This window comes from Pseudomonas sp. Eth.TT006, assembly GCF_054456575.1.
Window position 1 is genome coordinate 307914 of record NZ_JBTJEN010000006.1, and the last position, 21620, is coordinate 329533.

General features: G+C 61.1%; 19 protein-coding genes. 3 read left to right on the top strand and 16 right to left on the bottom strand.

The window, feature by feature from the left end:
* Window positions 1-51: 51 nt before the first annotated feature.
* Entirely contained in the window at window positions 52-3417 is a 3366-nt protein-coding gene (locus tag ACXR0M_RS12615; RefSeq protein WP_458832181.1) for a hypothetical protein, read from the bottom strand.
* Window positions 3418-3643: 226 nt separating this feature from the next.
* Here ACXR0M_RS12615 and ACXR0M_RS12620 point away from each other — a divergent pair, with 226 nt between their 5' ends.
* Window positions 3644-4309 carry a DsbA family oxidoreductase gene (locus tag ACXR0M_RS12620; RefSeq protein ID WP_458832182.1) on the top strand — a complete coding sequence of 222 codons (666 nt, stop codon included), beginning with the start codon at window positions 3644-3646 and terminating at the stop codon, window positions 4307-4309.
* A 9-nt stretch (window positions 4310-4318) separates the two neighbouring features.
* On the opposite strand, the gene ACXR0M_RS12625 is transcribed toward ACXR0M_RS12620, so the two are convergent.
* Genes ACXR0M_RS12625 through ACXR0M_RS12650 form a run of 6 tightly spaced genes read right to left on the bottom strand, consistent with a single transcriptional unit; the run spans window position 4319 to window position 11606 of the window.
* Entirely contained in the window at window positions 4319-5710 is a 1392-nt protein-coding gene (locus ACXR0M_RS12625; RefSeq protein WP_458832183.1) for a sigma-54-dependent transcriptional regulator, read from the bottom strand.
* Window positions 5700-7472, bottom strand: coding sequence for a sensor histidine kinase (locus ACXR0M_RS12630; RefSeq protein ID WP_458832184.1), 1773 nt, complete (start codon window positions 7470-7472; stop codon window positions 5700-5702). Before ACXR0M_RS12630 ends, ACXR0M_RS12625 begins: the two co-directional genes overlap by 11 nt.
* On the bottom strand, window positions 7469-8596 hold the full coding sequence (locus ACXR0M_RS12635; RefSeq protein ID WP_458832185.1) for a GNAT family N-acetyltransferase: 1128 nt from the start codon (window positions 8594-8596) through the stop codon (window positions 7469-7471). The genes ACXR0M_RS12630 and ACXR0M_RS12635 overlap by 4 nt, the downstream gene beginning before the upstream one ends.
* A 37-nt stretch (window positions 8597-8633) precedes the next feature.
* On the bottom strand, window positions 8634-9512 hold the full coding sequence (locus tag ACXR0M_RS12640) for an alpha/beta hydrolase (RefSeq protein WP_458832186.1): 879 nt from the start codon (window positions 9510-9512) through the stop codon (window positions 8634-8636).
* The gene (locus tag ACXR0M_RS12645) at window positions 9509-10903 is read right to left on the bottom strand and encodes an aspartate aminotransferase family protein (RefSeq protein WP_458832187.1); all 1395 of its coding nucleotides are present in this window, start codon (window positions 10901-10903) and stop codon (window positions 9509-9511) included. Before ACXR0M_RS12645 ends, ACXR0M_RS12640 begins: the two co-directional genes overlap by 4 nt.
* The gene (locus ACXR0M_RS12650; RefSeq protein WP_458832188.1) at window positions 10896-11606 is read right to left on the bottom strand and encodes an HAD-IB family phosphatase; all 711 of its coding nucleotides are present in this window, start codon (window positions 11604-11606) and stop codon (window positions 10896-10898) included. Before ACXR0M_RS12650 ends, ACXR0M_RS12645 begins: the two co-directional genes overlap by 8 nt.
* Window positions 11607-11837: 231 nt before the next feature.
* On the opposite strand from ACXR0M_RS12650, the gene ACXR0M_RS12655 reads away from it, so the two are divergent.
* A complete protein-coding gene (locus ACXR0M_RS12655; RefSeq protein ID WP_458832189.1) occupies window positions 11838-12599 on the top strand; it encodes a MipA/OmpV family protein in 762 nt (253 codons plus the stop codon).
* Between the two features lie 72 nt (window positions 12600-12671).
* Window positions 12672-13544 (top strand): fatty acid desaturase family protein, encoded by an 873-nt coding sequence (locus ACXR0M_RS12660; RefSeq protein ID WP_458832190.1) that lies wholly within the window; start codon window positions 12672-12674, stop codon window positions 13542-13544.
* 274 nt (window positions 13545-13818) lie between these two features.
* Here ACXR0M_RS12660 and ACXR0M_RS12665 read toward each other — a convergent pair whose 3' ends face one another.
* The 9 genes from ACXR0M_RS12665 to ACXR0M_RS12705 all read right to left on the bottom strand — a co-directional run bounded on the left by ACXR0M_RS12665 (window position 13819) and on the right by ACXR0M_RS12705 (window position 21570).
* On the bottom strand, window positions 13819-14202 hold the full coding sequence (locus tag ACXR0M_RS12665; protein WP_458832191.1) for a DMT family transporter: 384 nt from the start codon (window positions 14200-14202) through the stop codon (window positions 13819-13821).
* Window positions 14203-14233: 31 nt separating this feature from the next.
* Window positions 14234-14608 carry a DMT family transporter gene (locus ACXR0M_RS12670; RefSeq protein WP_458832192.1) on the bottom strand — a complete coding sequence of 125 codons (375 nt, stop codon included), beginning with the start codon at window positions 14606-14608 and terminating at the stop codon, window positions 14234-14236.
* Window positions 14605-15525, bottom strand: coding sequence for an arginase family protein (locus ACXR0M_RS12675; RefSeq protein WP_458832193.1), 921 nt, complete (start codon window positions 15523-15525; stop codon window positions 14605-14607). The genes ACXR0M_RS12670 and ACXR0M_RS12675 overlap by 4 nt, the downstream gene beginning before the upstream one ends.
* Window positions 15526-15635: 110 nt before the next feature.
* Window positions 15636-15974, bottom strand: coding sequence for a GlpM family protein (locus ACXR0M_RS12680; protein ID WP_458832194.1), 339 nt, complete (start codon window positions 15972-15974; stop codon window positions 15636-15638).
* Window positions 15974-17302 (bottom strand): two-component response regulator AauR, encoded by a 1329-nt coding sequence (aauR, locus tag ACXR0M_RS12685; RefSeq protein ID WP_458832195.1) that lies wholly within the window; start codon window positions 17300-17302, stop codon window positions 15974-15976. The genes ACXR0M_RS12680 and aauR overlap by 1 nt, the downstream gene beginning before the upstream one ends.
* The gene (aauS, locus tag ACXR0M_RS12690) at window positions 17299-19203 is read right to left on the bottom strand and encodes a two-component sensor histidine kinase AauS (protein ID WP_458832196.1); all 1905 of its coding nucleotides are present in this window, start codon (window positions 19201-19203) and stop codon (window positions 17299-17301) included. Before aauS ends, aauR begins: the two co-directional genes overlap by 4 nt.
* A 218-nt stretch (window positions 19204-19421) precedes the next feature.
* A complete protein-coding gene (locus ACXR0M_RS12695) occupies window positions 19422-20156 on the bottom strand; it encodes an amino acid ABC transporter ATP-binding protein (protein WP_095136942.1) in 735 nt (244 codons plus the stop codon).
* The gene (locus ACXR0M_RS12700) at window positions 20153-20824 is read right to left on the bottom strand and encodes an amino acid ABC transporter permease (protein ID WP_458832197.1); all 672 of its coding nucleotides are present in this window, start codon (window positions 20822-20824) and stop codon (window positions 20153-20155) included. The genes ACXR0M_RS12695 and ACXR0M_RS12700 overlap by 4 nt, the downstream gene beginning before the upstream one ends.
* Window positions 20824-21570, bottom strand: a complete 747-nt coding sequence (locus ACXR0M_RS12705; protein WP_064589006.1) for an amino acid ABC transporter permease — start codon at window positions 21568-21570, stop codon at window positions 20824-20826. The genes ACXR0M_RS12700 and ACXR0M_RS12705 overlap by 1 nt, the downstream gene beginning before the upstream one ends.
* Between the last annotated feature and the right edge of the window lie 50 nt (window positions 21571-21620).

The window sequence follows — 21620 nt, forward strand, 5'->3', positions numbered from 1 at the left end:
CGTGGTGTTCAGCCCGGCGGGATTTTTTCTACCGGCATGAGGGCCGGGGCTTCAGTTGGTCACTTGCTGAACAAACAGGTTCTCGATGAAGAAGTCATTACCTATGTCGCCGGGCTCAGCGTTGTGGATGTAGAAATTGGCGGACTCTGCCGTAGCGGTAAACCTGCCTCCCAGGGTATTCCAGCCAGTGAATTTGTAAACGGTGATGTGTGACGTGTGCAGCATGTGATCGACCACCAAAGCGATTTTCGGGTCCACGTCGTAGCCATTCACCGCCGTATTGTAAATCGCGCAGGTAAACTCGTACTGAGCGCCGATGATCAGGTTGAAGCGTCGGACGAAGAGGTACCCGCTGTTATCTATTTTTGCCGGAGTATCGATATAGAAAAGGCAGTGAGGGGCCGTCCCCAGCCAGCGTCCGCTTTGTGCGCCTGCGCCTGGGATCCAACCATTGAAGTTGCCGACGTTGAAGCTGGTAAGGGAGTACAGGTCTGGCTGAACCCTCACCGTCCAGGACGAAGACGACTGCTGCCCGTCTGCGGTTTTTGCGATCAGGTTACTCCAACCGTGCCCGACATTGACCACCAGGCTCCAGATGCCGTTCTGATCTGTCGTGGCCGAACCCAGCGGCGTCTGCCCATTGAACAGGAGCACCTTGCTGCCCGGGGACGCTGTGCCGACCAGTTGCGGAGTGGGATCGTCACAGGTTCCGCCGTTTCTGACCTGGCCGGTGATGTTGCCCTGATTGTCGATCAACTGGGTGATTGCCGGGCGAGCGAGCATTTCGGTCTTGATGGTGAGTTCCAGCATCGGGAAAAAGGTGTCAGCGCCGCCTTTATCGCTGAACCTGGCCACCGACAAGCCGAATATCTGCGTACCGTCCTTGAATAGCTTGAGTTGAGCGCGATCGATCACGCCGCTCAATCCGCTACTGACGTGATTGGCAGTGATTACCCCGTCAAACAGCATGATCACGAATTCGCTGCCGTCTTGTTTCTGCCCACTCAGGGCCACCCGCATGCGGGTACCTGCGGCGATGAACAGCCAAGGGATCAGTGTCCAGCGAGCGTTCCCTGCGAAATGGTTGAGGTTGAGCACTTTGTGATCCGGTGCTTCGGCAATGCTCATGCGCGGGTAGTTGATTTCCGGGTTGGCAATGGACGTTACGTCATACCGGGCAACATCGGAGCTTTGATCCTGGATACCTTCCTGCGTCACTACATAGTGTAAGGAGATGAAACCGTTGATGTTGGCAGGCACAGCCGTCGGCGGCAGCGTAAACAGTAAGGTACCGCTGGCGCTGCCCGGCCGCGACTCCAGGACCGGACTACCAAAACCCTCACGGCCCTTTACGTTCAGAGTCACTCGATGCGAGGGATCCATGCCGAGGTAACTGACTTTCACGGTGGCGCCATTTTTGGTCTTGATCGGATCGATCTTGTTGTCCACCGATGCCTCTACCAGCTTGGGTGCAGGTAACAGAAGTGCCTTGGCGCCGATGCGTAAAATCAGTTCCGGTGCGGTAAGGGGTAGCTCGCGTGGACGTTCGATGTACCAGTCGACGACGATAATGCGATTGAGCAGCGACTGGACGAGCTCCAATGTCAGGCGAAATTCGATGTCCTTGCCGACATTGCTTGCGCCGACCGGCAATGAATCGAAAAACACCGGGCGATCCTGCGGATCCAGATCGGTACCCAGAGACCAGACTTCCAGGTGCACGGTATCGCCAATCTGTGTGTGAGCGGCGGCGCGACAAATGGCGGGCGTACCGAAAGGGATGTCCTTGGGGTCAAGTATGCCAGAAGAGGATTTGCCGACTTCGACCACCACCAGCGTGTCCGAAGCGCGACCGATACGAAAGTAGCTGGTAAAGGAAAGCAAAGGCTGATCGTGCCCATCACCGGTGACCTCGTAGTAGATAATGATGGAGCCATTGGGGTACGTGCTGAAATGCCGCGTTTCAATAACGAACGGCACCACGATGCCCGTCCCGGGGATATCCATCGAACGCGTGACGAAACGCTCATAGGTCTGCAAACGAGTTGTGCCGCCAGCGCTGGTGCTCAGGCAGGTGAGCGTCACCCGATTACCGATGACTATGCCGTCGATACCGGGGCCGGCATAGATCTCCGCGCTTTCGAGCTCTGCGGGAAATACCGCACCACGGGCTTGTGGCGCAATGGGCGCAGGGGCGCGATATCGTTCGCCGATCAATCTTGGTGAATAGGGATAGGACGGCGTGCGAACCACGCTGCCAGAGGTGGTCCGGATGCGCTCATATTTCAAGGTGAGAACCGTCGGCGCCAGTTTTTTCACTGTTGCGAAGGGCACGTCGAACGTCACCACGCCTGCCTTGTAATCGAGGGGACCAAAGACTTCGCGATACCCGCTGGCCCCATCCTCAAGGTAGAGCTTTACCTTGTCGCCGACGATGGCCTGTGAGCGCGGCACCGGTATGTCAGCCTTCATGGGGGCGCCCCCAAGGTCGTCCAAAGCAAGCACATCGTCCACAGTCAATCGGACAGTCAGGGCTTCCAGATAAGTTTTATCAGGGTCCAGGATGCCCACGCCGACCTTCGAGGTCAGACTGACGTTATGCACCTGGTCAATGATCCTGTAACTCACCAGCAATGGATCGGCGTGCCCGATGAGCTTGAGAACGGCGGAACTTACTGTCATCAGAATGTCTTTGCCGATCTGCTCGGGAGTGATGACGTAATAGACGACCTGATTACCAACGGTCAGCTCGATTTCGTCTCCCCGACTCATGTTCGGCCAGGCCGTAATGGTGAAGTCAACGTCGGATTCGATCATATTCTTGTCGATCAACGCTGGAAAATCCGGTGCTTCCAGGGGCACGCGGTCGGGGAGTTTGCCGGTGGGATCAAGGCTGTCAGGAAAGGTCGGTTTGAACCACACGATAATTTTGTCTGACAGCTCGGATATCGTGCCGCTGACCCGCTCGATGGTGTACCACATCGAATGGACACCGGGTCTGTCGATAACTGTTCTGGGCAGTATGCCGAGGATGTTCTGATTATCATGGTCGGCAGAGACGATTATCGTCGTGATCAATGTGCCACGCTCGGTTGGATCGGGTGCCTCGCCCGGCTCAAGGCGTTTGCCCATGTACACGCTTACGGTATCGCCCCTTTCCATCATCAGGTAGGAGGGAATCAGCACCCTCCAGCCCTGCCCGGTGCCTGCCGTTTCTTCAGCGCTGACGCCAAACAGGGCCTGAGGAAAATCAACCGGGTGCCAGCCCGGTATCAGGACGGCAAACAGTTTGAGTATCCCCTTTACCGTAATTAAACCGGCTGATTTGATCTCGGCAAACGGATCGACTCGTTGCTGGGGGCTTTCTGCTTGAATCGCAGCCAGTTGTTCACGGGTGTAGATGAACGGGGCAGTCATGGCGATCTCCGACCGAATGAGGCGCGTAACCCGCCGTGGACGGCGCGCGTGTGAATCCATTGAGCGGCAAAAAGACAAGGGACGCCACTGTCAGAACTAACAGGTAGACGACTGTTTTGGACGAGCGGTAGGGGCTGTTCCTCGCCAACAGACGGACCGACACCTTCGGCACCTGACGGTGTATGGTGAAAACTTTTCCGCACGATTCCCGCTCGCGAGGTGTGTGATGAGTTCCGCTTTGAAAATCGATTTTGTCAGCGACGTGTCCTGCCCGTGGTGCGCCGTCGGTCTGTATGGCCTGCTGCAGGCGCTGGAGGTCCTTCGCAACGAAGTACAGGCCGAGATCCAGTTCCAGCCATTCGAACTGAACCCGAAAATGGGCGCGCAAGGACAGAACATCAGCGAGCACATCCAGCAGAAATATGGCTCAACCCCCGAGCAGTCGCAGAAGAACCGCGAAGCGATTCGCGCCCGTGGCGCCGAGGTCGGGTTTGCCTTTCCCACCGATGGCAACAGCCGCATCTACAACACCTTCGATGCCCACCGCTTGCTGCACTGGGCCGGGCTTGAGGGGTTGCAGTTGCCGTTGAAAGAGGCGCTATTGAAGGCGTATTTCACCGACGGCGGCAACCCGTCCGATCATGCTCAATTGATCCAGATTGCTGAAAGCGTCGGTCTGAATCGCCAGCGCGCGGCGGCGATTCTGGCCTCTGACGAGTTCGCCAATGAGGTGCGTGAAGAAGAGCAAGTCTGGCTGCAACGTGGCGTGAGCTCGGTGCCGACCGTGGTGTTCAACGGTCAGTACGCGGTCACGGGCGGGCAGCCGGTGGAGACGTTTGTCGGCGCGATCCGGCAGATCATCAGTGAAGCCAAGGGCGGCACTGTCAGCTGACGCCCGGCCTCAACGAACGATCTTGTCGACGTGGATCCCGAGCTTCTTCAGCCGATACCAGAAGCTGCGCTCGGAGATCCCGATCAACTGCGCCGCGGCTGCCTGGACGCCGTTGCTCTGCTGCAGGGCGGCAAGAATGTAGGCTTTCTCGACTTCCGCCAGCGCCGCCTCCAGATCCGCCGGCACGCCGTTGATCTCGGTCAGCGAGCCACTGTTGTCGGAGGCTTGGGCGGCGAACAAGTAGGCTGGCAGATCCTGCTCTTCGATGATGTTGGCGGAGGCGACGATGGTCGCGCGCTCTACGCAGTTCTGCAGTTCACGAATATTGCCCGGCCAGGAATAGCGAGTCATCGCCTGCAAGGCCTGCGCGCTGAAACGGCTGATGCGTTTGCCGGCAGCGGCGCCCAGGGTGTGGGCGAAATGCCGGGCCAGCGGCGCGATGTCCTCGACCCGTTCGCGCAGCGCCGGCAGCGGAATCGGGAACACGTTGAGGCGGTAGTAGAGGTCCTCGCGAAACTCCTTGTCGGCCACCGCTTGCAGCAGGTTTTTATTGGTGGCGGCGATCACCCGCACGTCGACTTTGCGCTCCTTGGTATCGCCCACCGGTTCGATCACTCGTTCCTGCAGGGCACGCAAAATCTTCGCCTGCAATGCCAGCGGCATTTCGCCGATTTCATCGAGAAACAGGGTGCCTTTGTCGGCCTGCTGAAAGCGTCCGATACGATCGGCCACAGCACCGGTGAACGCGCCTTTGCGGTGGCCGAACATCTCGCTTTCCAGCAACCCTTCGGGAATCGCCGCGCAGTTCACTGCCACGAATGGCTTGTCGGCGCGATTGCCGTGTTTGTGGATGGCCCGGGCGACCATTTCCTTGCCGGTGCCGCTCTCGCCGCTGAGCAGCACGGTGGCGCTGCTTTCGCGTACCGAATCCACCGCTTGCAGCACGCTGCGAAAGCTTGGGCTGTCGCCGATCAGGCTGTCGATCTGCCGATGCTCGTCGAGTTCGGCGCGCATGCGCTGGTTGTCTTTGAGGATGTCGCGAAACTGCAGGGCCTTGCTGACGGTGATGTCCAGTTCGTCGATGTCGAACGGCTTGGCGATGTAATCGAACGCGCCATTGCGCATCGATTCCACGGCGTTTTTCACCGTGCTGTAGGCAGTCATGACGATCACCGGCATCTGCGGATAGCGGGTTTTGACTTCCGCCAATAACTGCGCGCCGCCCATGCCGGGCATGCGCCAGTCACTGATCAGCAGGTCGATGTCTTCGCTCTCCAGCAGCTTGAGCGCGTGCAGGCCATTGCCGGCGGTGAACACGCTGATGCCGTTCTGCCCGAGGGCCGAGGCCAGCAGGTCGCAGAGTTTCGGTTCGTCGTCCACCACCAGAATGTTATGCGTCATCGTCGCTCTCGTCGAAGTCCTCGCCATTGGCCGGAATGTACAGGCTGAAGGTGGCGCCGGCATCTTTTTCGCTGACGCATTCGACCCGGCCGTTGTGGTTTTCCATGACCGAAAACACCTTCGCCAGACCCAGGCCGGTGCCCGAGGCCTTGGTGGTGACGAACGGGGTGAAGATGCGTTCGAGCATGTCCGCCTCAATCCCCTGACCGGTATCCGCGATGCTGATAAGGGTGAATGTTCCGGCGCTGGCGATGCTCAGAGTCAGGCGACCACCGTCGGGCATGGCATCAATGGCGTTGACGATCAGGTTCAGGCCAGCCTGTTTCAGCTGTTTGGCATCGGCATAGATCGTTGCCCCCGGCGCCTGATCTTCAATGTGCAGATCGATGTTATGGCTGCCCAGTTCCGGCTCGCAGAACCCGGCCAGTTCATCCACCAGCGCCCGTGCTGACTGGGTGGCACGGATCGGTGCGCTGGGTTTGGCGAAGTCGAGGAATTCAGTGATCAGGTCGTTGATCCGGCTGACTTCCTTGACCACGTATTCCAGATGTCGCTTGTCGGTTTCCGGCAGATCCGCGCGGCGGTGCAGCAGTTGCGTAGCGGTCTTGATGATACCCAGCGGGTTACGGATTTCATGGGCCAGGCCCATGGCCACTTCGCCCAGCGCGTGCAAGCGGTCACGGCGGCGCAGTTGCGACTCGAGATGCTGCAACTCCTCCAGCCGCTGGCTCATGTGGTTGAAGGTGCTGCTCAGTTCCGCCAGTTCGTCGCCGCCATTCACGTTCAGGCGCTGGTGATAATCGCCAGCGATCACCGCCTGCACGCCTCGGGACAGACCGCGCAACGGCTTGGTCAGGCGCTGCGACACCAGCCAGCCGACCGCCAGCGAGGCTGCCGAGCTGAGGAGGAAAATCAGGATGAACAGATTGCTCTGGTTGACCAGGCCGACGAGGCTGGTATGGCGCAGCAGACCGCTGAAGATCACCCCCTGCAACTGGCCGTTTTCGTTGAAGATCGGCCGGTAGATTCCGCTGTAGTTATTGGTGAACTGTTCGTACGGGCCTTTGGTTTTACGCAGGATCTGCTCGATGTCTTCCGGCAGTTGCAGGGGATGATCCTGGAAGCGCTGGGTGGAGAAAATCTCGGAGAAATCATCGCCCTTGGCCAGGTACAGGCGCAGGTCCAGCGAATGCACATCGGCGACGCTGGTCAGGAAACTGTTGTCCAGATACGTGCCGACGATCATTTTGTAGTCGACGCCGTCCTGATCGGTTTCGAACGTCGAGATCACCGTACCGGTAGCCACGCCGCCGACTTGCAGGGTTTGCAGCACCGCCTTGGGTGCCGTGCTGATCTGGCTGACGATATCGTCGGCGGCGGTGCTGAATACCATTTTGTTGTCGCTGTTGCGGATCAGCGCCACGACATCGATGCCCATCGAGTCGGCGATGTCGGCGGTCAGTCTGTCTTGTCGGGCGGAATGGCGGTCGAGCGGCGCGCGCGTGTGGCGCATGAACAACTGCGCGGCCCGGGCGTTGTCACGGAGGATTTCACTGATCTCGTCCTCGACGATCTTCGAGGATTCCTGCAGCCAGATGCGCACGTTGCTGTCGAAAATCTGCGACAGCGTGGTGGCCGCCAGTTCAGCGGCGATCATGGTCGGGATCACGCTGACCAGCCAGAACGCCAGCACCAGTTTGCGTTGCAGGCTCCAGCCGGACAGGGCGAAAGATCGAGGCGGGGTGCGGCGGTCTTTGATCATTGGATTTCGCTTATTGCAGCAGCCATGGCCGGGTCGGAGCGATCCGGGCGAACGAAGCGTTTCACCAGACGCAACAGGTGGTCGAACAGCGGGTTGCGATGGCGGAAAAACAGCGTGTTGCCGACAAACGCGCAACCCAGGCGCAGCTTACTGGCATAACCGGCCTGCCCGCACGCGTAGATCGCCAGTCGGTGTTCAATACAGTAGTCGACATTGAACAGCCAGCTACGGGTGTAAAGATTGTATTCGCGGGTGCGCGCCAGATCGTGGGCGAAAAACTTGTCGACCATCCGCTGCCCGTCGAGCAGCAGCAGATTGAACGCCACCAGTTCGTCGTCGAGCCAATAGAGCACGCATGCCGCGCGCTCGTCGAGGTGGGCCAGCACTTCGCGAAAGTACGCGGCGGGCAGGCATTCGAAGGCCAGATCGCTGCGGGCGAGGGTGGCTTCGTACAGTTCCATCATGCGTGGCAGCAAGTCGTGCACCGAGCGTCGCCACTCGGTGCGCGGACCCTGGCTGCGCAAGGTGCGGCGCAGGTCCTTGCGCGTGGATTTGCCGAGGCTGCCGAGGTACGCATCCACCGAGGCGAAGGTGATCGGCAGTTCGGCGCCGGGCAGGCCGGGCATGCTTTGCAAACCGGCCTGGTTGCAGACATCCAGCCATTGTTGATCGCGATGCGAGGCGTCCTTGATGGCGAACAGGCCGATATCGAGCTGCTCGGCGTCCTGTTGCGCCAGCGTCAGCAGTTGCGCGAGCAACGCCGGACGCTGCGCCAGCTCGACGTGCGAGGCAGTGCCGACATGGCATTTCTCGGCCACCGGTGAGCCGAGGGCGTACAGGTGAATGTCGAACAGCCCCGGCCGGCGCCGACGCAGCCATTGGCTGACGCGTTTGCCCGCGCCCTGCAACGTGGTGTCCAGCGAGTAGGCGGTGGTGAACGCCACGGCCGCGGCGAGCACTCGACCGTCTTCCTGCAGGGTCAGATAACGCCAGTGAAAACCGTCAATTCCCGCGCGTTCCACGGCGCGGTAATAGTCCCAGTCTTCCAGCTCATCGGCGAAGCAGTCATTCCAGGCGCAGCGGTCGATCGCTTCGATGCTTGCAAAGGCTTGAGCGGTGATCACGTCGGTTCCTTGTGTCGGCGAGTCGGACCGCAACGGCTCAGGCCAGTTGTCGGGCTTGCAGTGGCACGATTGTCGGTTCGGCGAGCGCGGGCAGGACGCCGCGCTGGATGAAGTCGGCACTCAGCTCGACGACACGGCGGTACTGCAAGTCCACGGTGATCATGTGATAGCAGTCGTCGAGCAGCACTTTGGTCACTGGCCCGCCGAGATTGCGTTCGACGTAATCGGCGTTCCAGCGGCTGGTGATGTCGTCCTCGATGGAGTGCAACACCAGTGCCGGTGTGGTGATCGACGGCATGCTTTTCTTCACCACGGCATTGAGTCGGTGCAGTTCGCGCACGGTGACGCCTTCCATGGTCAACAGCCCGGCCTGACTGCTCTGGCCTTCTTTCATCTGGCGTTCGACGATGGCCCGCAGGCGCTCGTTCTTGATGCCGTAGGGCGGCTTCTCTTCGAAACTGCACAGGTGCACGCCGAACGGGATTTTCATCAGCAGCGGGGTGAGGAACGCCAGTTTGTTGATGCTCCAGCCGTCGTAACGCAGGGTGGTCGAGTACAGCAGCAAGCCTTCGATCTGCCCCGGATGCTCGGCGGCCAGGTACATCGACAGCACCGCACCCATGGACAAGCCACCGACGTAGACCGTGCGATGTTTGCGGCGCACGCCGACGAAGGTGTTGCGTGCGCTTTCATACCAGTCGCGCCAGCCGGTGGCCTGCAGGTCGGCATTGCCGCCGCAGTGCCCGGCCAGGGTCGGCACGTAGACGGTGTGCCCGGCTTTCGCCAGGCCCACGGCCACCCGACGCAATTCCGTCGGGGTGCCGGTGAGGCCGTGGATCAACAACACCGCGACCTCGCCGTTGCCGAGAACGAAACCGGCGTTGCCTTCGCCCATGTCGATCTCTATGTCGATCATCGTTTCATCGCCCGGTGCAGCAAGCGGTCGAGCAGGGCCAGGCCGAGGTCGATTTCCGGATAGCTGATTTCCAGCGACGGCGCGAGGGTAATGACGTTCTTGTAGTAGCCGCCGACATCGAGGATCAGACCGAGACGGCGACCGTCAATTTCGATGTCGCCCTTCATGCCTTCTTCGACCATGAAGTCGAGGGTGGCCTTGTCCGGGGTGAAGCCGTCCTCGGTGCAGATCTCGCAGCGCAGTGCCAGGCCCAGACCGTCGACATCGCCGATGATCGGGTAGCGTTTTTTCAGGTCTTGCAGGCCTTCGAGGAAGTATTTGCCCTTGGCCATGACCATCGCGCCGTAGTCGATTTCGTTGGTCATCTTGAACATTTCCAGACCTACCGCAGTGCCCAGCGGGTTGGAGGCGAAGGTCGAGTGGGTCGAGCCCGGCGGGAAGACTTTCGGGTTGATCAGCTCTTCACGGGCCCAGATGCCGCCCAGCGGATTGAGGCCGTTGGTCAGCGCCTTGCCGAAGACGATCACGTCGGGTTTGACGTCGAAGTGTTCGATCGACCACAGCTTGCCGGTGCGGTAGAAGCCCATCTGGATTTCGTCGACCACCATCAGGATCCCGTGCTGATCCAGCACATGCTTGAGTTCGCTGTAGAAGTTCATCGGCGGAATCACGTAGCCGCCGGTGCCCTGGATCGGCTCGACGTAGAACGCGGCGTATTCGCTCTGGCCGACCTTCGGGTCCCAGACGCCGTTGTATTCGGTCTCGAACAACCGCGCGAATTGCTGCACGCAGTGGCTGCCGTACTCTTCTTTGGTCATGCCTTTCGGGCCACGGAAGTGATACGGGAACGGGATAAATTGCGCACGCTCGCCGAAGTGCCCGTAGCGGCGGCGGTAGCGGTAGCTGGAAGTGATCGACGAGGCGCCGAGGGTGCGCCCGTGGTAACCGCCCTCGAAGGCGAACATCAGGCTTTTGCCATGGGTGGCGTTGCGCACCACTTTCAGCGAGTCCTCGATCGACTGCGAACCGCCGACGTTGAAGTGCACGCGGCCGTCGAGGCCGAACTTGTTCTTGGCATCGACCGCGATCATTTCCGAGAGCTCGATTTTGCCCTTGTGCAGGTACTGGCTGGCGATCTGCGGCAGGGTGTCGATCTGTTGTTTCAGCGCGTTGTTCAGGCGCGGGTTGGCGTAACCGAAGTTGACCGCCGAGTACCACATCTGCAGGTCGAGGTAGGCCTGGTCTTCGGTGTCCCAGACGTAGGAGCCTTCGCAGCGACTGAAGATGCGCGGCGGTTCGATGTAGTGAACAGTGTCGCCGTAGGAACAGTACTTGGCTTCTTTTTCCAGAAGGATCTGGTCTTCGGCGGTCGCAATGCGGATATCAGACATGGTGCAGGGTTTCCTGTGCTTCAGAAGGGGAGTCGGTGCTGAAATTCACGGCGTTGGCGGCCGCGGCCTGCGGCAGGCGCGCCAGCAATTGCGGCAGTTCGGCGAAACTGTCGAAACGCGCGTAGGCGATGCCGTTGCGTTCGCAATGCTCGGCCAAGCGATCCTTGGCGAAGACGAAGTCGGCGGTGGCCGCCACGCACATGTCGGACTGGCCGTCACCGATCACCAGCACGCGTTTGCTGCTCGGCGTGGACTTGCATTTGCAGTTGCCGGACGCGGCGCGGCAGGCGTCGCTGGCGTAGGGGAAATCGATGCGCCACTTGTCGTGGTCGATCTGCCGCAGGCGGTTGGCGAGGATCGGCAGCAGCGTCACGTAGTTGCGCGCCAGGATCCGCGCGATGCCTTGCTCGATGCCGTCGCTGACCACTTCCAGCGAAGCGCCGAGGCCGATCACGTGGTCGACGAAGTCGGGGAAGTCGGGATCGATCTCGATGCTGTCGAAGAATTCGAGCAATTGCGACGGTGTGGCCTGGATCAGCGCCAGCTGGCGGCTGAGGCATTCGCGGGAACCGATCCTGCCCTGCAGCCATTCGTTTTCGATGGCTTCCCAGCTCGGGTCGGCGAAGCGTTCAAGGATGCTGTCGATGACGTCGGTACGGGTGATCGTCCCGTCGAAATCACACACGATATGCCAGTCAATCATCTGCGGTACCTGTTGGGTCGAGGCCGTTGTCAGGGTGCGCGGTCTGCGCCTGGCAAGGGTGGGAGCAGGGACTGTGCCAAATGGCCCAAGCCCCGTAATGGCGGGGGCGACACGGGGTTTTCGCAGAGTGAAGCTACAATTTTTGTAGCTTGCTACAAACAACATGAGTGCTTGTGCCAGGGACGAAATCCGGCGATAGATGCGCGCAAGTTCAGCAAAAGGAATCGCCTCATGCAGAGGAAGACACTGGCGTTATTGAGCGCACTGGCCTGCTTTTCCGGGGCCGCCGTGGCCGATGGCATTACGGGCGAAGCGGGCCTGGGGCTGGGGTATCAGCCCCATGATCCGACCGGCAGCCGCTATGAACCCCGGCCGATCCCGTACCTCGATCTGGACTGGGGTGATGTCAGCCTCAGTACCGACGACGGCCTGACCTGGAGCGCGTTGAAAAGCAACGGTTTCAGCGCCGGGCCGTATCTGAATTACCTCTCGGGGCGCACCGCCAACGGCGAATTGCGCGGCCTGCGCGATGTGCCGGACATGGCCGAGGCCGGCGGTTTCGTGCAGTACGCGCCGGCCGATTTCTGGCGGATATTTGCCTCGGTGGGTCAGGCTGTCGGCGGTGGCAGTGGCCAGGGTGGGGTGTTCGGTCGGGTCGGCGGCGAGATCGGCTATCCACTGGGCGGCGGAGTGATCGGCAGCAGCAACCTGACCGCGCATTTCGCCGATGCCCAGGGCACGCAGACCTTCTTTGGCGTCAGCGACAAGGAAGCCCAAGCCTCGGGTTTTCGCGCGTATAACGCCGGCGGTGGTCTGCAGAACCTGACGCTGACCCAGAGCTTCGAATTCCCGTTGGCCCCGCATTGGTCGCTGCTCACCAGCGCGAGCTGGATTCACCTGACCCGCTCGGCGGCCGACAGCAGCATCGTCAAAGCGGTGGGCGACAGCAATCAGGGCGAAGTGCAGGCGGCCATCGCCTACAAGTTCGACTGATTCCGCGTCCGGGCGAATTGGTCTGCGCTTTGCAGACAGCCATGTCGAATCCCTTCCTGCAGGATGTTCTTCATGGCTCGCCCCGCTTACCGTTTGTTGGCCCATTCGTTATGGGACCTGATCCCCATCGCTTTGGGCGTCGCGCATTTCGCCTTTGTCCTGTGGCTGGTGTCCGCCTTTCATCAGCTGTCGTGGTGGGCCTTTGTGCCGCTGGCGCTGGGCTATGCGATCAGCCTGTCGTGGAGCATCAACAGCATTTCCCACAACCAGATCCACAACGCCTATTTCACCCCGGCGTGGCTGAATCGGGCGTTCGATCTGCTGTTGTCGCTGACCATCGGTTTTTCGCAAACCCTCTATCGCGATATCCACAACTGGCATCACCGTGGCAACTCGGACCGGCCGGGGGCGGATGGCAAGACGATTGATCCGCTGTCGATTTACCTGCGTGGGGAAAACGGTCGGCCGGAGAACCCCTGGACCTACACCTTCCTGAGTTTTTTTCGCGACGATCCCAAGCCGATCTACGTGGAAATGCGCCGTAAACGGCCGCAGGATGCGCGTTGGGTGCAGGTGGAAATCTATCTGACAGTGGCGTTTTATCTGCTGCTGGCGGTGTACGACTGGCAAGCGGTGCTGGTGTTGCTGCCGTTCTGGTATCTGGGGCAAGCGTTGTCATCGCTCAACGGTTACTACGAACATTTTGGCGGCAACCCGGACCTGCCGATTGCCTGGGGCGTGAGTGCCTACAGCCCGCTGTATAACCTGTTGTGGATGAACAATGGCTACCACGCCGAGCATCACTACCGACCGAAAATGCACTGGACGCAGGTCAAGGCCTTTCACCGGCAGATCGCCCGGCAGCAGCAGGAGGCGGGGGTGAAGGATATTCCGCTGGCGCATGGTCTGGGCTTTCTGCTGAACCACCAAAAGCCCGACGCCTGACTGCTTTGTGCAGGAGCTGCCGCAGGCTGCGATCTTTTGCTTTTCAAGATCAAAAGATCGCAGCCTTCGGCAGCTCCTACAGGGATTTTCAGTGTTTGCTTGTGTAGGAGCTGCCGCAGGCTGCGATCTTTGCTTTTCAAGATCAAGAGATCGCAGCCTTCGGCAGCTCCTACAGGGATTTTCGGTGTTCGCTTGTGTAGGAGCTGCCGCAGGCTGCGATCTTTGCTTTCAAGATCAAAAGATCGCAGCCTGCGGCAGCTCCTACATGGGGATTTCAGTGTTCTTCGCCTTCGGCGAGGAGGGCGATCCCGGCCATGATGATTGCGACGCCAACCCAGTGCAGCAGGCTGATCTGCTCGCCCAGGCCCAGCCACGAGCCCAGCAGCACGCCGACAAACACCAGCGAGCTCAGTGGGAACGCCAGTGACAGGCTGCTGCGGCGCAGGATCAGCATCCAGACAAAAAACGCGCCGATGTAGCAGGCAATCGCCACCCACACGCCGGGGGTCATGACGATGTCCTGCAGCCATTGCGAGGTGAAGTTCATCTGCCCCAGTTGATCGCCGCCGACCTTGCTCGCGATCTGCCCGCCACTTTCCAGGATGATCAACAACGCCCACAGCACCACGGTGCCCAGACGGCCGTGCAGCCAGTGCATGGCTTCGTTCCTCGGTAGAACCAATGGCGCTTCACGCATGGCCGACACACACGAGCATCACGCCCGCCGTGATCACCAGGGTGCCCAGCCAGCGCCGTCGGCTGACAGTTTCACCGAGCACCAGTTTGCCCGCCAGTACTACCCCGCAGTAGGCCAGCGCTGCCGCGGGAAACAGCAGGCTCAGCGGCGCCCGCGACAGGGCGCCGAGCCAGACGAAAAACTCGACTGCATAGGCGCCAATCCCGGCCCACAACAGCGGCGCGTTGAACACCTGACCCCAGAACAGCTGCAGGCGAAAACCACCCTCCAGTTCCGGCAAACGGTCCAGGCCGAGTTTGAAACACAGCTGGCCGATCACATCGAGAACAATCGACAGGGCCACCAGCACAATCACGGTGAAGGTCATGGAAACAGCTCCTCGAACAGCTCGATCAAGGCTTGATTGGTCGCCGCATTGCGCAAGATATCGGCGTCGTTCCAGCGCTCGGCCGGTGGCTGGTCGGTTTTCGCTTCCCAGCGTTTGAACACGTTGCTGAAGGCCGGGCGCGCGTATTCGCCGCAGATGTCGATGCCGATGATGCGTTTGCTCGCCGCCAGGGCCCGCAGCGCCTGGAGCATATGGCTCAGGCGCATGCCGCCCTGATCCCAGTTGGTCGCGGCGTCTTCACTGGCGAGCACGTCTTTGTCGATGGTGATCCACACCGCCTCGGTCGGCAGGCTGGCGATCATATTGTCGAGGAACAGTGCCCAGTCCAGTTCGGACAAGTTGCGCCAGTGCAGCATGTTTTCCTGCTGCGCATGCCCGGCGCCATCCCCGACCCGGCCCCAGACTCTGGAGGGCGGGTGCTGCCACGGAAACAGCTGCAGCACCCCACGCCGCAGGGCCGCGAGGTTGCCGCCCTTGAGCTGCGGATTCTGCAGGTCATCGCTGCACGGCCCGAGGGTCACGATGCGGCGGATATTCGGCAGCTTCAGTGCCTGATTGACCCACGAACCGCAATGCCGACGCGGCGCGAAGCGCACCCAGTCAGGATGGTTGTCGAAGTGGATCAGGCTGACCGGCTCAGGCAGGTCGCTGAGAAACGCCGGGGTCAGGTGGTGATAATCGCCGGAGCCGACGAAGAAGATTTCCGGCGCCGAACCGCTGTGGCGGGGCCGTTGCTGCAAGCGTTCGGCGAAACGCCGCCAGGTGCGCTCACTGGACCAGAGCCGCAGTTTCGGGCCGAGGTCGAGCAGGTCGAGGCGTCTGGCGCGGCCAGTGTCGAGCAGGTGCGCAATCGGTGCCTGGGCAGTCAGGCTGTGGTCGAGATCGAGAATGTTCAAGGTCGCTATTCACCCTTGGCAGACCCTGCCAGACACCGGCCTCATCATTCATGAAGGCCAGCCGGGCGGGGCTTTGCGGGGTAAATGCAAGGGGCGGGCCAGCGACTGGCTCAGGCGTGCAGGCGCACCCAGAGCGTGACAAGCACGGTCGCGGCGATCAGCCACGCGACCACCGCCACGGCGAGCGAAGCCTCCAGACGCATGCGGTCGAGCATCACGTACAGCGTGGCCAGATAGATGAAGTACGGAATGATCGACCACATGCCAAAGACGATGGTCGCCTTCAGATCATCGAGCGAGCGGCCCTTGCCGACGATGTAGTGAGCGATCAGGGCGAAGGTCGGAAACAGCGGCACCAGCCCGGCGATGTAATAGTTGCGGGTTTTCGACAGCGCGGCGAGGATCAGCACCACTGCCGCACCGAGTGCCGCTTTGAGAAGCAGATCCATCAGTGGCTCAGCCCGTACTTTTTCACTTTGTCGAACAGCGTGGTCTTGGCCATGCCCAGTTCCAGGCTGGCCTGGGTCAGGTTGCCGCCGCTGCGCTGCAGGGCGTCGTTGAGCAGGTTGCGCTCGAACGCTTCCACTGCTTCGGCGAAGGCCAGACCCTGGCCCGCGCTGCCGGCGCCGGATTTCTTGAACGCCGGCAGGCCGAGGGCGAAGCGTTCGGCGACGTTGCGCAGTTCGCGCACGTTGCCCGGCCAGTCGTGGCTCATCAGGTTCGACAGGGTCTGGTTGTCCAGCTCCGGCAGCACCCGATCAAAGCGCAGCGCCGATTGCTGGGTGAAGTGTTCGAACAGTTGCAGGATGTCTTCGCGCCGCTCGCGCAGGGGCGGCAATTCCAGGGTCACCACGTTGAGGCGGTAGTACAAATCGCTGCGGAATTCGCCGGCCTTGCTCGCTTCGTCGAGGTCGGACTTGGTCGCCGCGATCACCCGGCAATCCACCGCCACGCTCTGGTTCGAGCCGAGGCGTTCGAGGGTGCGTTCCTGCAACACCCGCAGCAGTTTGATCTGCATCGGCAGCGGCATGCTTTCCACTTCGTCGAGGAACAGCGTGCCGCCGTCGGCGTGTTCAATCTTGCCGATACGGCGTTTGCCGGCGCCGGTGAAGGCGTTGGCCTCGTGGCCGAAGATTTCGCTTTCGAACAGATTTTCCGGCAGGCCGCCGCAGTTCAACGCGACAAACTGTTTGCTGTGGCGACGGCTGAAGTCATGCAGGCAGCGCGCAACCAGTTCCTTGCCGGTGCCGGTTTCGCCTTCGATCAGCACGTTGGCGGAAGTATCGGCGACGTTGGCGATCAGCTCACGCAGGTTCTGCATCGCGGGCGAACGACCAATGATCCGCCCTTCGAGTGAATCGCGCTCGGCCAGTTGCCGACGCAACGACGATACTTCGCGGGCAAGGCTGCGTTGCTCCAGCGCACGCCGCGCGACGTCCACCAGACGCTCCGGCGAGAACGGTTTCTCCATGAAGTCGTAGGCGCCTTTCTGCATGGCACCGACGGCCATGGAGATGTCGCCGTGGCCGGTGATCAGCACCACCGGCAGACTGCGGTCGCGCTGCTTGAGGCGGGTCAGCAGTTCCAGACCATCGATGCCCGGCAGACGAATGTCACTGATGACGATCCCGGCGAAGTCGTCGCCGACCTGCTCCAGCGCTTCTTCGGCACTGCCGACGCCGATGCACGGAATGTCTTCCAGCGTCAGCGCCTGCTGGCAACCGAGCAGCACATGGGGGTCGTCTTCGACGATCAGCACACTAAGGTCGTGGTTCATATTGGCTCGGCAGGAGTAGGGCTTACCAACGGTAAACTGAGGACGAAGGTGGTGCCACCGCTGGCCGGGTGTTCGACACCCAGGTGCCCGCCGGTGGCGGCCGCGAGGCTGGCGGACAGGGTCAGGCCGAGGCCCAGGCCCTGTTCGCCGGGTTTGGTGGTGAAGAACGGCTCGAACAGATGCTTGCGTGTCTCGGCGTCGACACCGTGGCCGTTGTCGCGCACCCGCAGGCGATATTTGCCGTTGTACTCTTCGCCCTCCAGCCACAGTTCCGGCTGCGGTTGCGCCTGCATGGCGTCGAGGGCGTTGCCGATCAGGTTGACCAGAATCTGTTCGAGGCGGGTCTGGTCGATCTGCACCTGCACGTCGATGAACTGCCGATGCAGCTGCAGCGCGATGCTGTCCAGCCGCGCACCGAGCACCTGCAGCGCCGCGTCGACCGCTTTGCCGAGACTGGCCTGACCCTTGTCGTCACCACGGCGGGCGAACGAGCGCAGGCTGGCGGTGATCCGGCCCATGCGGTCGATCAGCTCGTTGATGGTCTTGAGGTTGGTGCTGGCCACATCCAGCTGACCGCGTTCAAGGAAACGAATGGTGTTGCCGGACAACGTGCGCATCGCCGCCAGTGGCTGGTTCAACTCGTGGGCGATGCTGGTGGACATCTGGCCGATGGCTGCGAGTTTGCCGGCCTGCACCAGTTCGTCCTGAGCGCGGCGCAGGGTCTCTTCGGCCTGGCGCCGTTCGCGGATCTGGCTTTTGAGGCGTTCGTTGCTGGCGCGCAGGTCGCTGGTGCGTTCGGTAATCCGCCGTTCCAGCTGATTGTTGGCTTCCTGCAAGGCTTCGCGGGCGGCGAGGCGGGTGGCGATGACCTTGCGCCGCTCATTCCAGGCGATCAGCAGAAACGCCACCAGGCCGAAGGCCACCGAGACCAGAATCCCTTGGTTGATCGCCTCTCGCCGCAAGTCCTGCAACGGTGTAAGCAGGGTGAAGTTCCATGGGGTGTCGTTCAGCGGTCGGGTCTGCGCCAGGTAGCTGATGCTGTCGTCGTCGGCGGCGCTCAATTCGCTGTTGGCGGGGAAGGTCAGTTTCTCCACACCCTCGGCCAGGGTTTCGCGGGCCAGCGGCTGCAGCTCGTTGAGCGGGAACCAGTAATACTGCAGGCTGCGCGCGAGTTTTTCTTTGGTTTCGTCACTCAGCGGTACCACCGATTTCAGGCGTCGCGCCGGATCGCTGGAGAGGATGATGATGCCGTTTTCGTCGCTGACGAAGGCCTCCAGACGTGCCCGTTGCCAGCGCTCTTCCAGCGCTTCGAGCCGCGCCTTGACCACGGCGACGCCGATGATCTTGCCGTGCTCTTCCAGACCATGCGCGAGGTAGTATCCGGGTTCGCCGCTGGTGCTGCCGATGCCGTAGAAACGCCCGGGCTCGCCGCGCACTGCGTTCTGGAAATAGGCGCGAAAGGACAGGTCTTCACCGAGGTAGCTGTCGACGTCGCGCCAGTTGCTGGTGGCCATTACACGGCCGGTGGTGTCCATCACGTAAATGGCCCGGCTGCGGCTGCGCCGGTTCAGGCCTTCAAGGTAAGCGTTGACCGTTTGCCGGTGCTCCGGGGTCGGGTCGGCCAGCAGTTGCGGGACACTGGTTTCCAGTTCCAGCAGGCTGGGCAGGTAGGTGTACTTGCTGAGCTCGCTTTCGACCGTGCGCGCATGCAGTTCCAGCTGGCGCTGGCCGCTTTCACTGAGGCTGCGGATGCCGAAGTGTTCACTGGTCCAGAAGCCGGCGTAACCCAGACCGATCATCAGCACGATGATCAGCGGCGGCAGGAACAGATGGCGAATCAGACGAGGCTTCACGGCAAGTGATGGCGGCGCTGCGCGATAGAGATTGGGGTCGCATTTCATCACAGTTGCCTTGGGTCAACCACAACACTTGTTGGTGGATTCCCGCTGGTTTGGAGGTGGACTCTGTGGCGAGGGGATTTATCCCCGATCGGCTGCGTAGCAGTCGTCAAACCATTGCATGCGGTTTGACTTTGGAATGCAGGGGCCGCTTCGCAGCCCATCGGGGATAAATCCCCTCGCCACAAAGCGCCCCCGTCACAGAGTTCAGTGCATTGCTTTTAGTGCTGCAGGATTTTCTCGAGGAAGTGCTGCGCGCGTTCGGAGCGGGCGCTGATGTCGCCGAAGAACTCCTCTTTCGGGCAGTCTTCGATGATCTTGCCGGCGTCCATGAAAATCACACGGTCGGCCACTTTGCGGGCGAAGCCCATTTCGTGGGTCACGCACATCATGGTCATGCCTTCCTGCGCCAGTTGCACCATCACGTCGAGCACTTCGTTGACCATTTCCGGGTCGAGCGCCGAGGTCGGTTCGTCGAACAGCATGACAATCGGGTCCATCGCCAGCGCACGGGCAATCGCCACACGCTGTTGCTGACCGCCGGACAGTTGTCCCGGATGCTTGTGGGCGTGCGCCGACAGACCGACGCGCTCCAGCAGTTGCAGACCTTTTTTGGTCGCTTCTTCCTTGCTGCGACCGAGCACCTTGATCTGCGCGATGGTCAGGTTCTCGGTGATGGTCAGGTGCGGGAACAACTCGAAATGCTGGAACACCATGCCGACGCGCGAGCGCAGTTTCGGCAGGTTGGTTTTCGAGTCGGCGATCGAGGTGCCGTCGACGACGATGTCGCCTTTCTGGAACGGCTCCAGCGCGTTGACGCACTTGATCAGGGTCGACTTGCCCGAACCCGACGGGCCGCAGACCACGATCACTTCGCCTTTCTTGACCTCGGTGCTGCAATCAGTCAGCACCTGGAAGTCCCCATACCACTTGTTGATGTTCTTGATAGAGATCATACGGCGAACCTTTTTTGCAGACGCTTGACCAGCAGCGAGGCGGAAAAGCTGATGATGAAGTAGACGACACCGGCGAAGATCAGGAACTCGTTGGACCGACCGATGATGTCGCCGCTGGAGCGCGCGGAGTTGAGGAAGTCCACCAGGCCCACGGTGTAGACCAGCGAGGTGTCCTGGAACAGGATGATCGACTGTTGCAGCAGCAACGGGGTCATCTTGCGGAACGCCTGGGGCAGGATGATCAGACGCATGGTCTGGCCATAGGTCATGCCCATCGCCTGCGCGGCGGCCATCTGGCCTTTGGGGATCGACTGCACGCCGGCCCGGACGATCTCACAGAAGTACGCGGCTTCGAACATCATGAAGGCCACGACGCAGGAGGTGAACGCACCGATCGGGGTGTCTTCGCCGGTGATCCAGCGCAGCACGAACGGTACCGCCAGGTAGAACCAGGTGATCACCAGCAGCAGCGGGATCGAGCGGAAGTAGTTCACATAGGCGCCGGCCACGCGCGACAGCAGTTTGCTGGACGACAGGCGCATCAGCGCGAGGATCGTGCCGAGCACAATGCCGCCGATCACGCCCATGACCATCAACTGCAGGGTCATGACCATGCCGTTCCACAGACCCGGAATGGCGGGGATGATGCCGCTGAAATCGAATTCCATTATTTACCCCCCACGGAGATCAGGCCGGGCACTGCGACTTTCTTCTCGACCAGGCGCATCAGCAGCATCAGGCTCATGTTCAGGGTGAAGTAGATCAGCGTGGCCAGGGTGAACGCTTCAAACAGGTTGGCCGAAAATTCGGCGGTCTGTTTGGTTTGCGCCAGCAGTTCCATCAGGCCGATCAGGGACGCCACGGAGGAGTTCTTGAAGACGTTGAGGAATTCCGAGGTCAGCGGCGGAATGATGATCCGGTAGGCCTGGGGCAGCAGCACGTTCCAGTAGATCTGCGGCAGCTTGAAGCCCATGGCGCGCGCGGCGGATTCCTGGCCACGTGGCAGCGCCTGGATGCCGGTGCGCACTTGTTCACAGACACGGGCGGCGGTGAACAGGCCCAGGCACACGACGACGCTCAGGTAAGCCGAGGTGGTCGGGTTCAGATCCTGCTTGTACCAGTCCTGCAGGTTCTGCGGCAGCAGGTCGGGCACCAGGAAGTACCAGATGAACAGCTGAACCAGCAGCGGCACGTTGCGGAACAGCTCCACGTAGCAGGTGGCGATGCCCGATACGAGGCGGCTCGGCACGGTGCGCATGACCCCCAGAATCGAGCCCAGCAGCAAGGCGATGATCCACGCGACGACGGCGATGGCAATGGTCCAGCCCAGACCGGAAATGAACCAGTCGAGATAGGTCTCGCTGCCCACGCCGGTGGACTTGAAGAACACGCCCCAGTCCCAGTTGTAATTCATTAGGGTCTCCCCCGAAATCGATCGATGTACAAGCACCCGCTTGGGGAAAA

Bases quoted from the DNA above. Each gene is read 5' to 3' on its own strand.
- ACXR0M_RS12615 (WP_458832181.1), bottom strand. From the start codon at position 3,417: ATGACTGCCCCGTTCATCTACACCCGTGAACAACTGGCTGCGATTCAA.
- ACXR0M_RS12620 (WP_458832182.1), top strand. From the start codon at position 3,644: ATGAGTTCCGCTTTGAAAATCGATTTTGTCAGCGACGTGTCCTGCCCG.
- ACXR0M_RS12625 (WP_458832183.1), bottom strand. From the start codon at position 5,710: ATGACGCATAACATTCTGGTGGTGGACGACGAACCGAAACTCTGCGAC.
- ACXR0M_RS12630 (WP_458832184.1), bottom strand. From the start codon at position 7,472: ATGATCAAAGACCGCCGCACCCCGCCTCGATCTTTCGCCCTGTCCGGC.
- ACXR0M_RS12640 (WP_458832186.1), bottom strand. From the start codon at position 9,512: ATGATCGACATAGAGATCGACATGGGCGAAGGCAACGCCGGTTTCGTT.
- ACXR0M_RS12645 (WP_458832187.1), bottom strand. From the start codon at position 10,903: ATGTCTGATATCCGCATTGCGACCGCCGAAGACCAGATCCTTCTGGAA.
- ACXR0M_RS12650 (WP_458832188.1), bottom strand. From the start codon at position 11,606: ATGATTGACTGGCATATCGTGTGTGATTTCGACGGGACGATCACCCGT.
- ACXR0M_RS12655 (WP_458832189.1), top strand. From the start codon at position 11,838: ATGCAGAGGAAGACACTGGCGTTATTGAGCGCACTGGCCTGCTTTTCC.
- ACXR0M_RS12660 (WP_458832190.1), top strand. From the start codon at position 12,672: ATGGCTCGCCCCGCTTACCGTTTGTTGGCCCATTCGTTATGGGACCTG.
- ACXR0M_RS12665 (WP_458832191.1), bottom strand. From the start codon at position 14,202: ATGCACTGGCTGCACGGCCGTCTGGGCACCGTGGTGCTGTGGGCGTTG.
- ACXR0M_RS12670 (WP_458832192.1), bottom strand. From the start codon at position 14,608: ATGACCTTCACCGTGATTGTGCTGGTGGCCCTGTCGATTGTTCTCGAT.
- ACXR0M_RS12680 (WP_458832194.1), bottom strand. From the start codon at position 15,974: ATGGATCTGCTTCTCAAAGCGGCACTCGGTGCGGCAGTGGTGCTGATC.
- aauR (WP_458832195.1), bottom strand. From the start codon at position 17,302: ATGAACCACGACCTTAGTGTGCTGATCGTCGAAGACGACCCCCATGTG.
- aauS (WP_458832196.1), bottom strand. From the start codon at position 19,203: ATGAAATGCGACCCCAATCTCTATCGCGCAGCGCCGCCATCACTTGCC.
- ACXR0M_RS12695 (WP_095136942.1), bottom strand. From the start codon at position 20,156: ATGATCTCTATCAAGAACATCAACAAGTGGTATGGGGACTTCCAGGTG.
- ACXR0M_RS12700 (WP_458832197.1), bottom strand. From the start codon at position 20,824: ATGGAATTCGATTTCAGCGGCATCATCCCCGCCATTCCGGGTCTGTGG.
- ACXR0M_RS12705 (WP_064589006.1), bottom strand. From the start codon at position 21,570: ATGAATTACAACTGGGACTGGGGCGTGTTCTTCAAGTCCACCGGCGTG.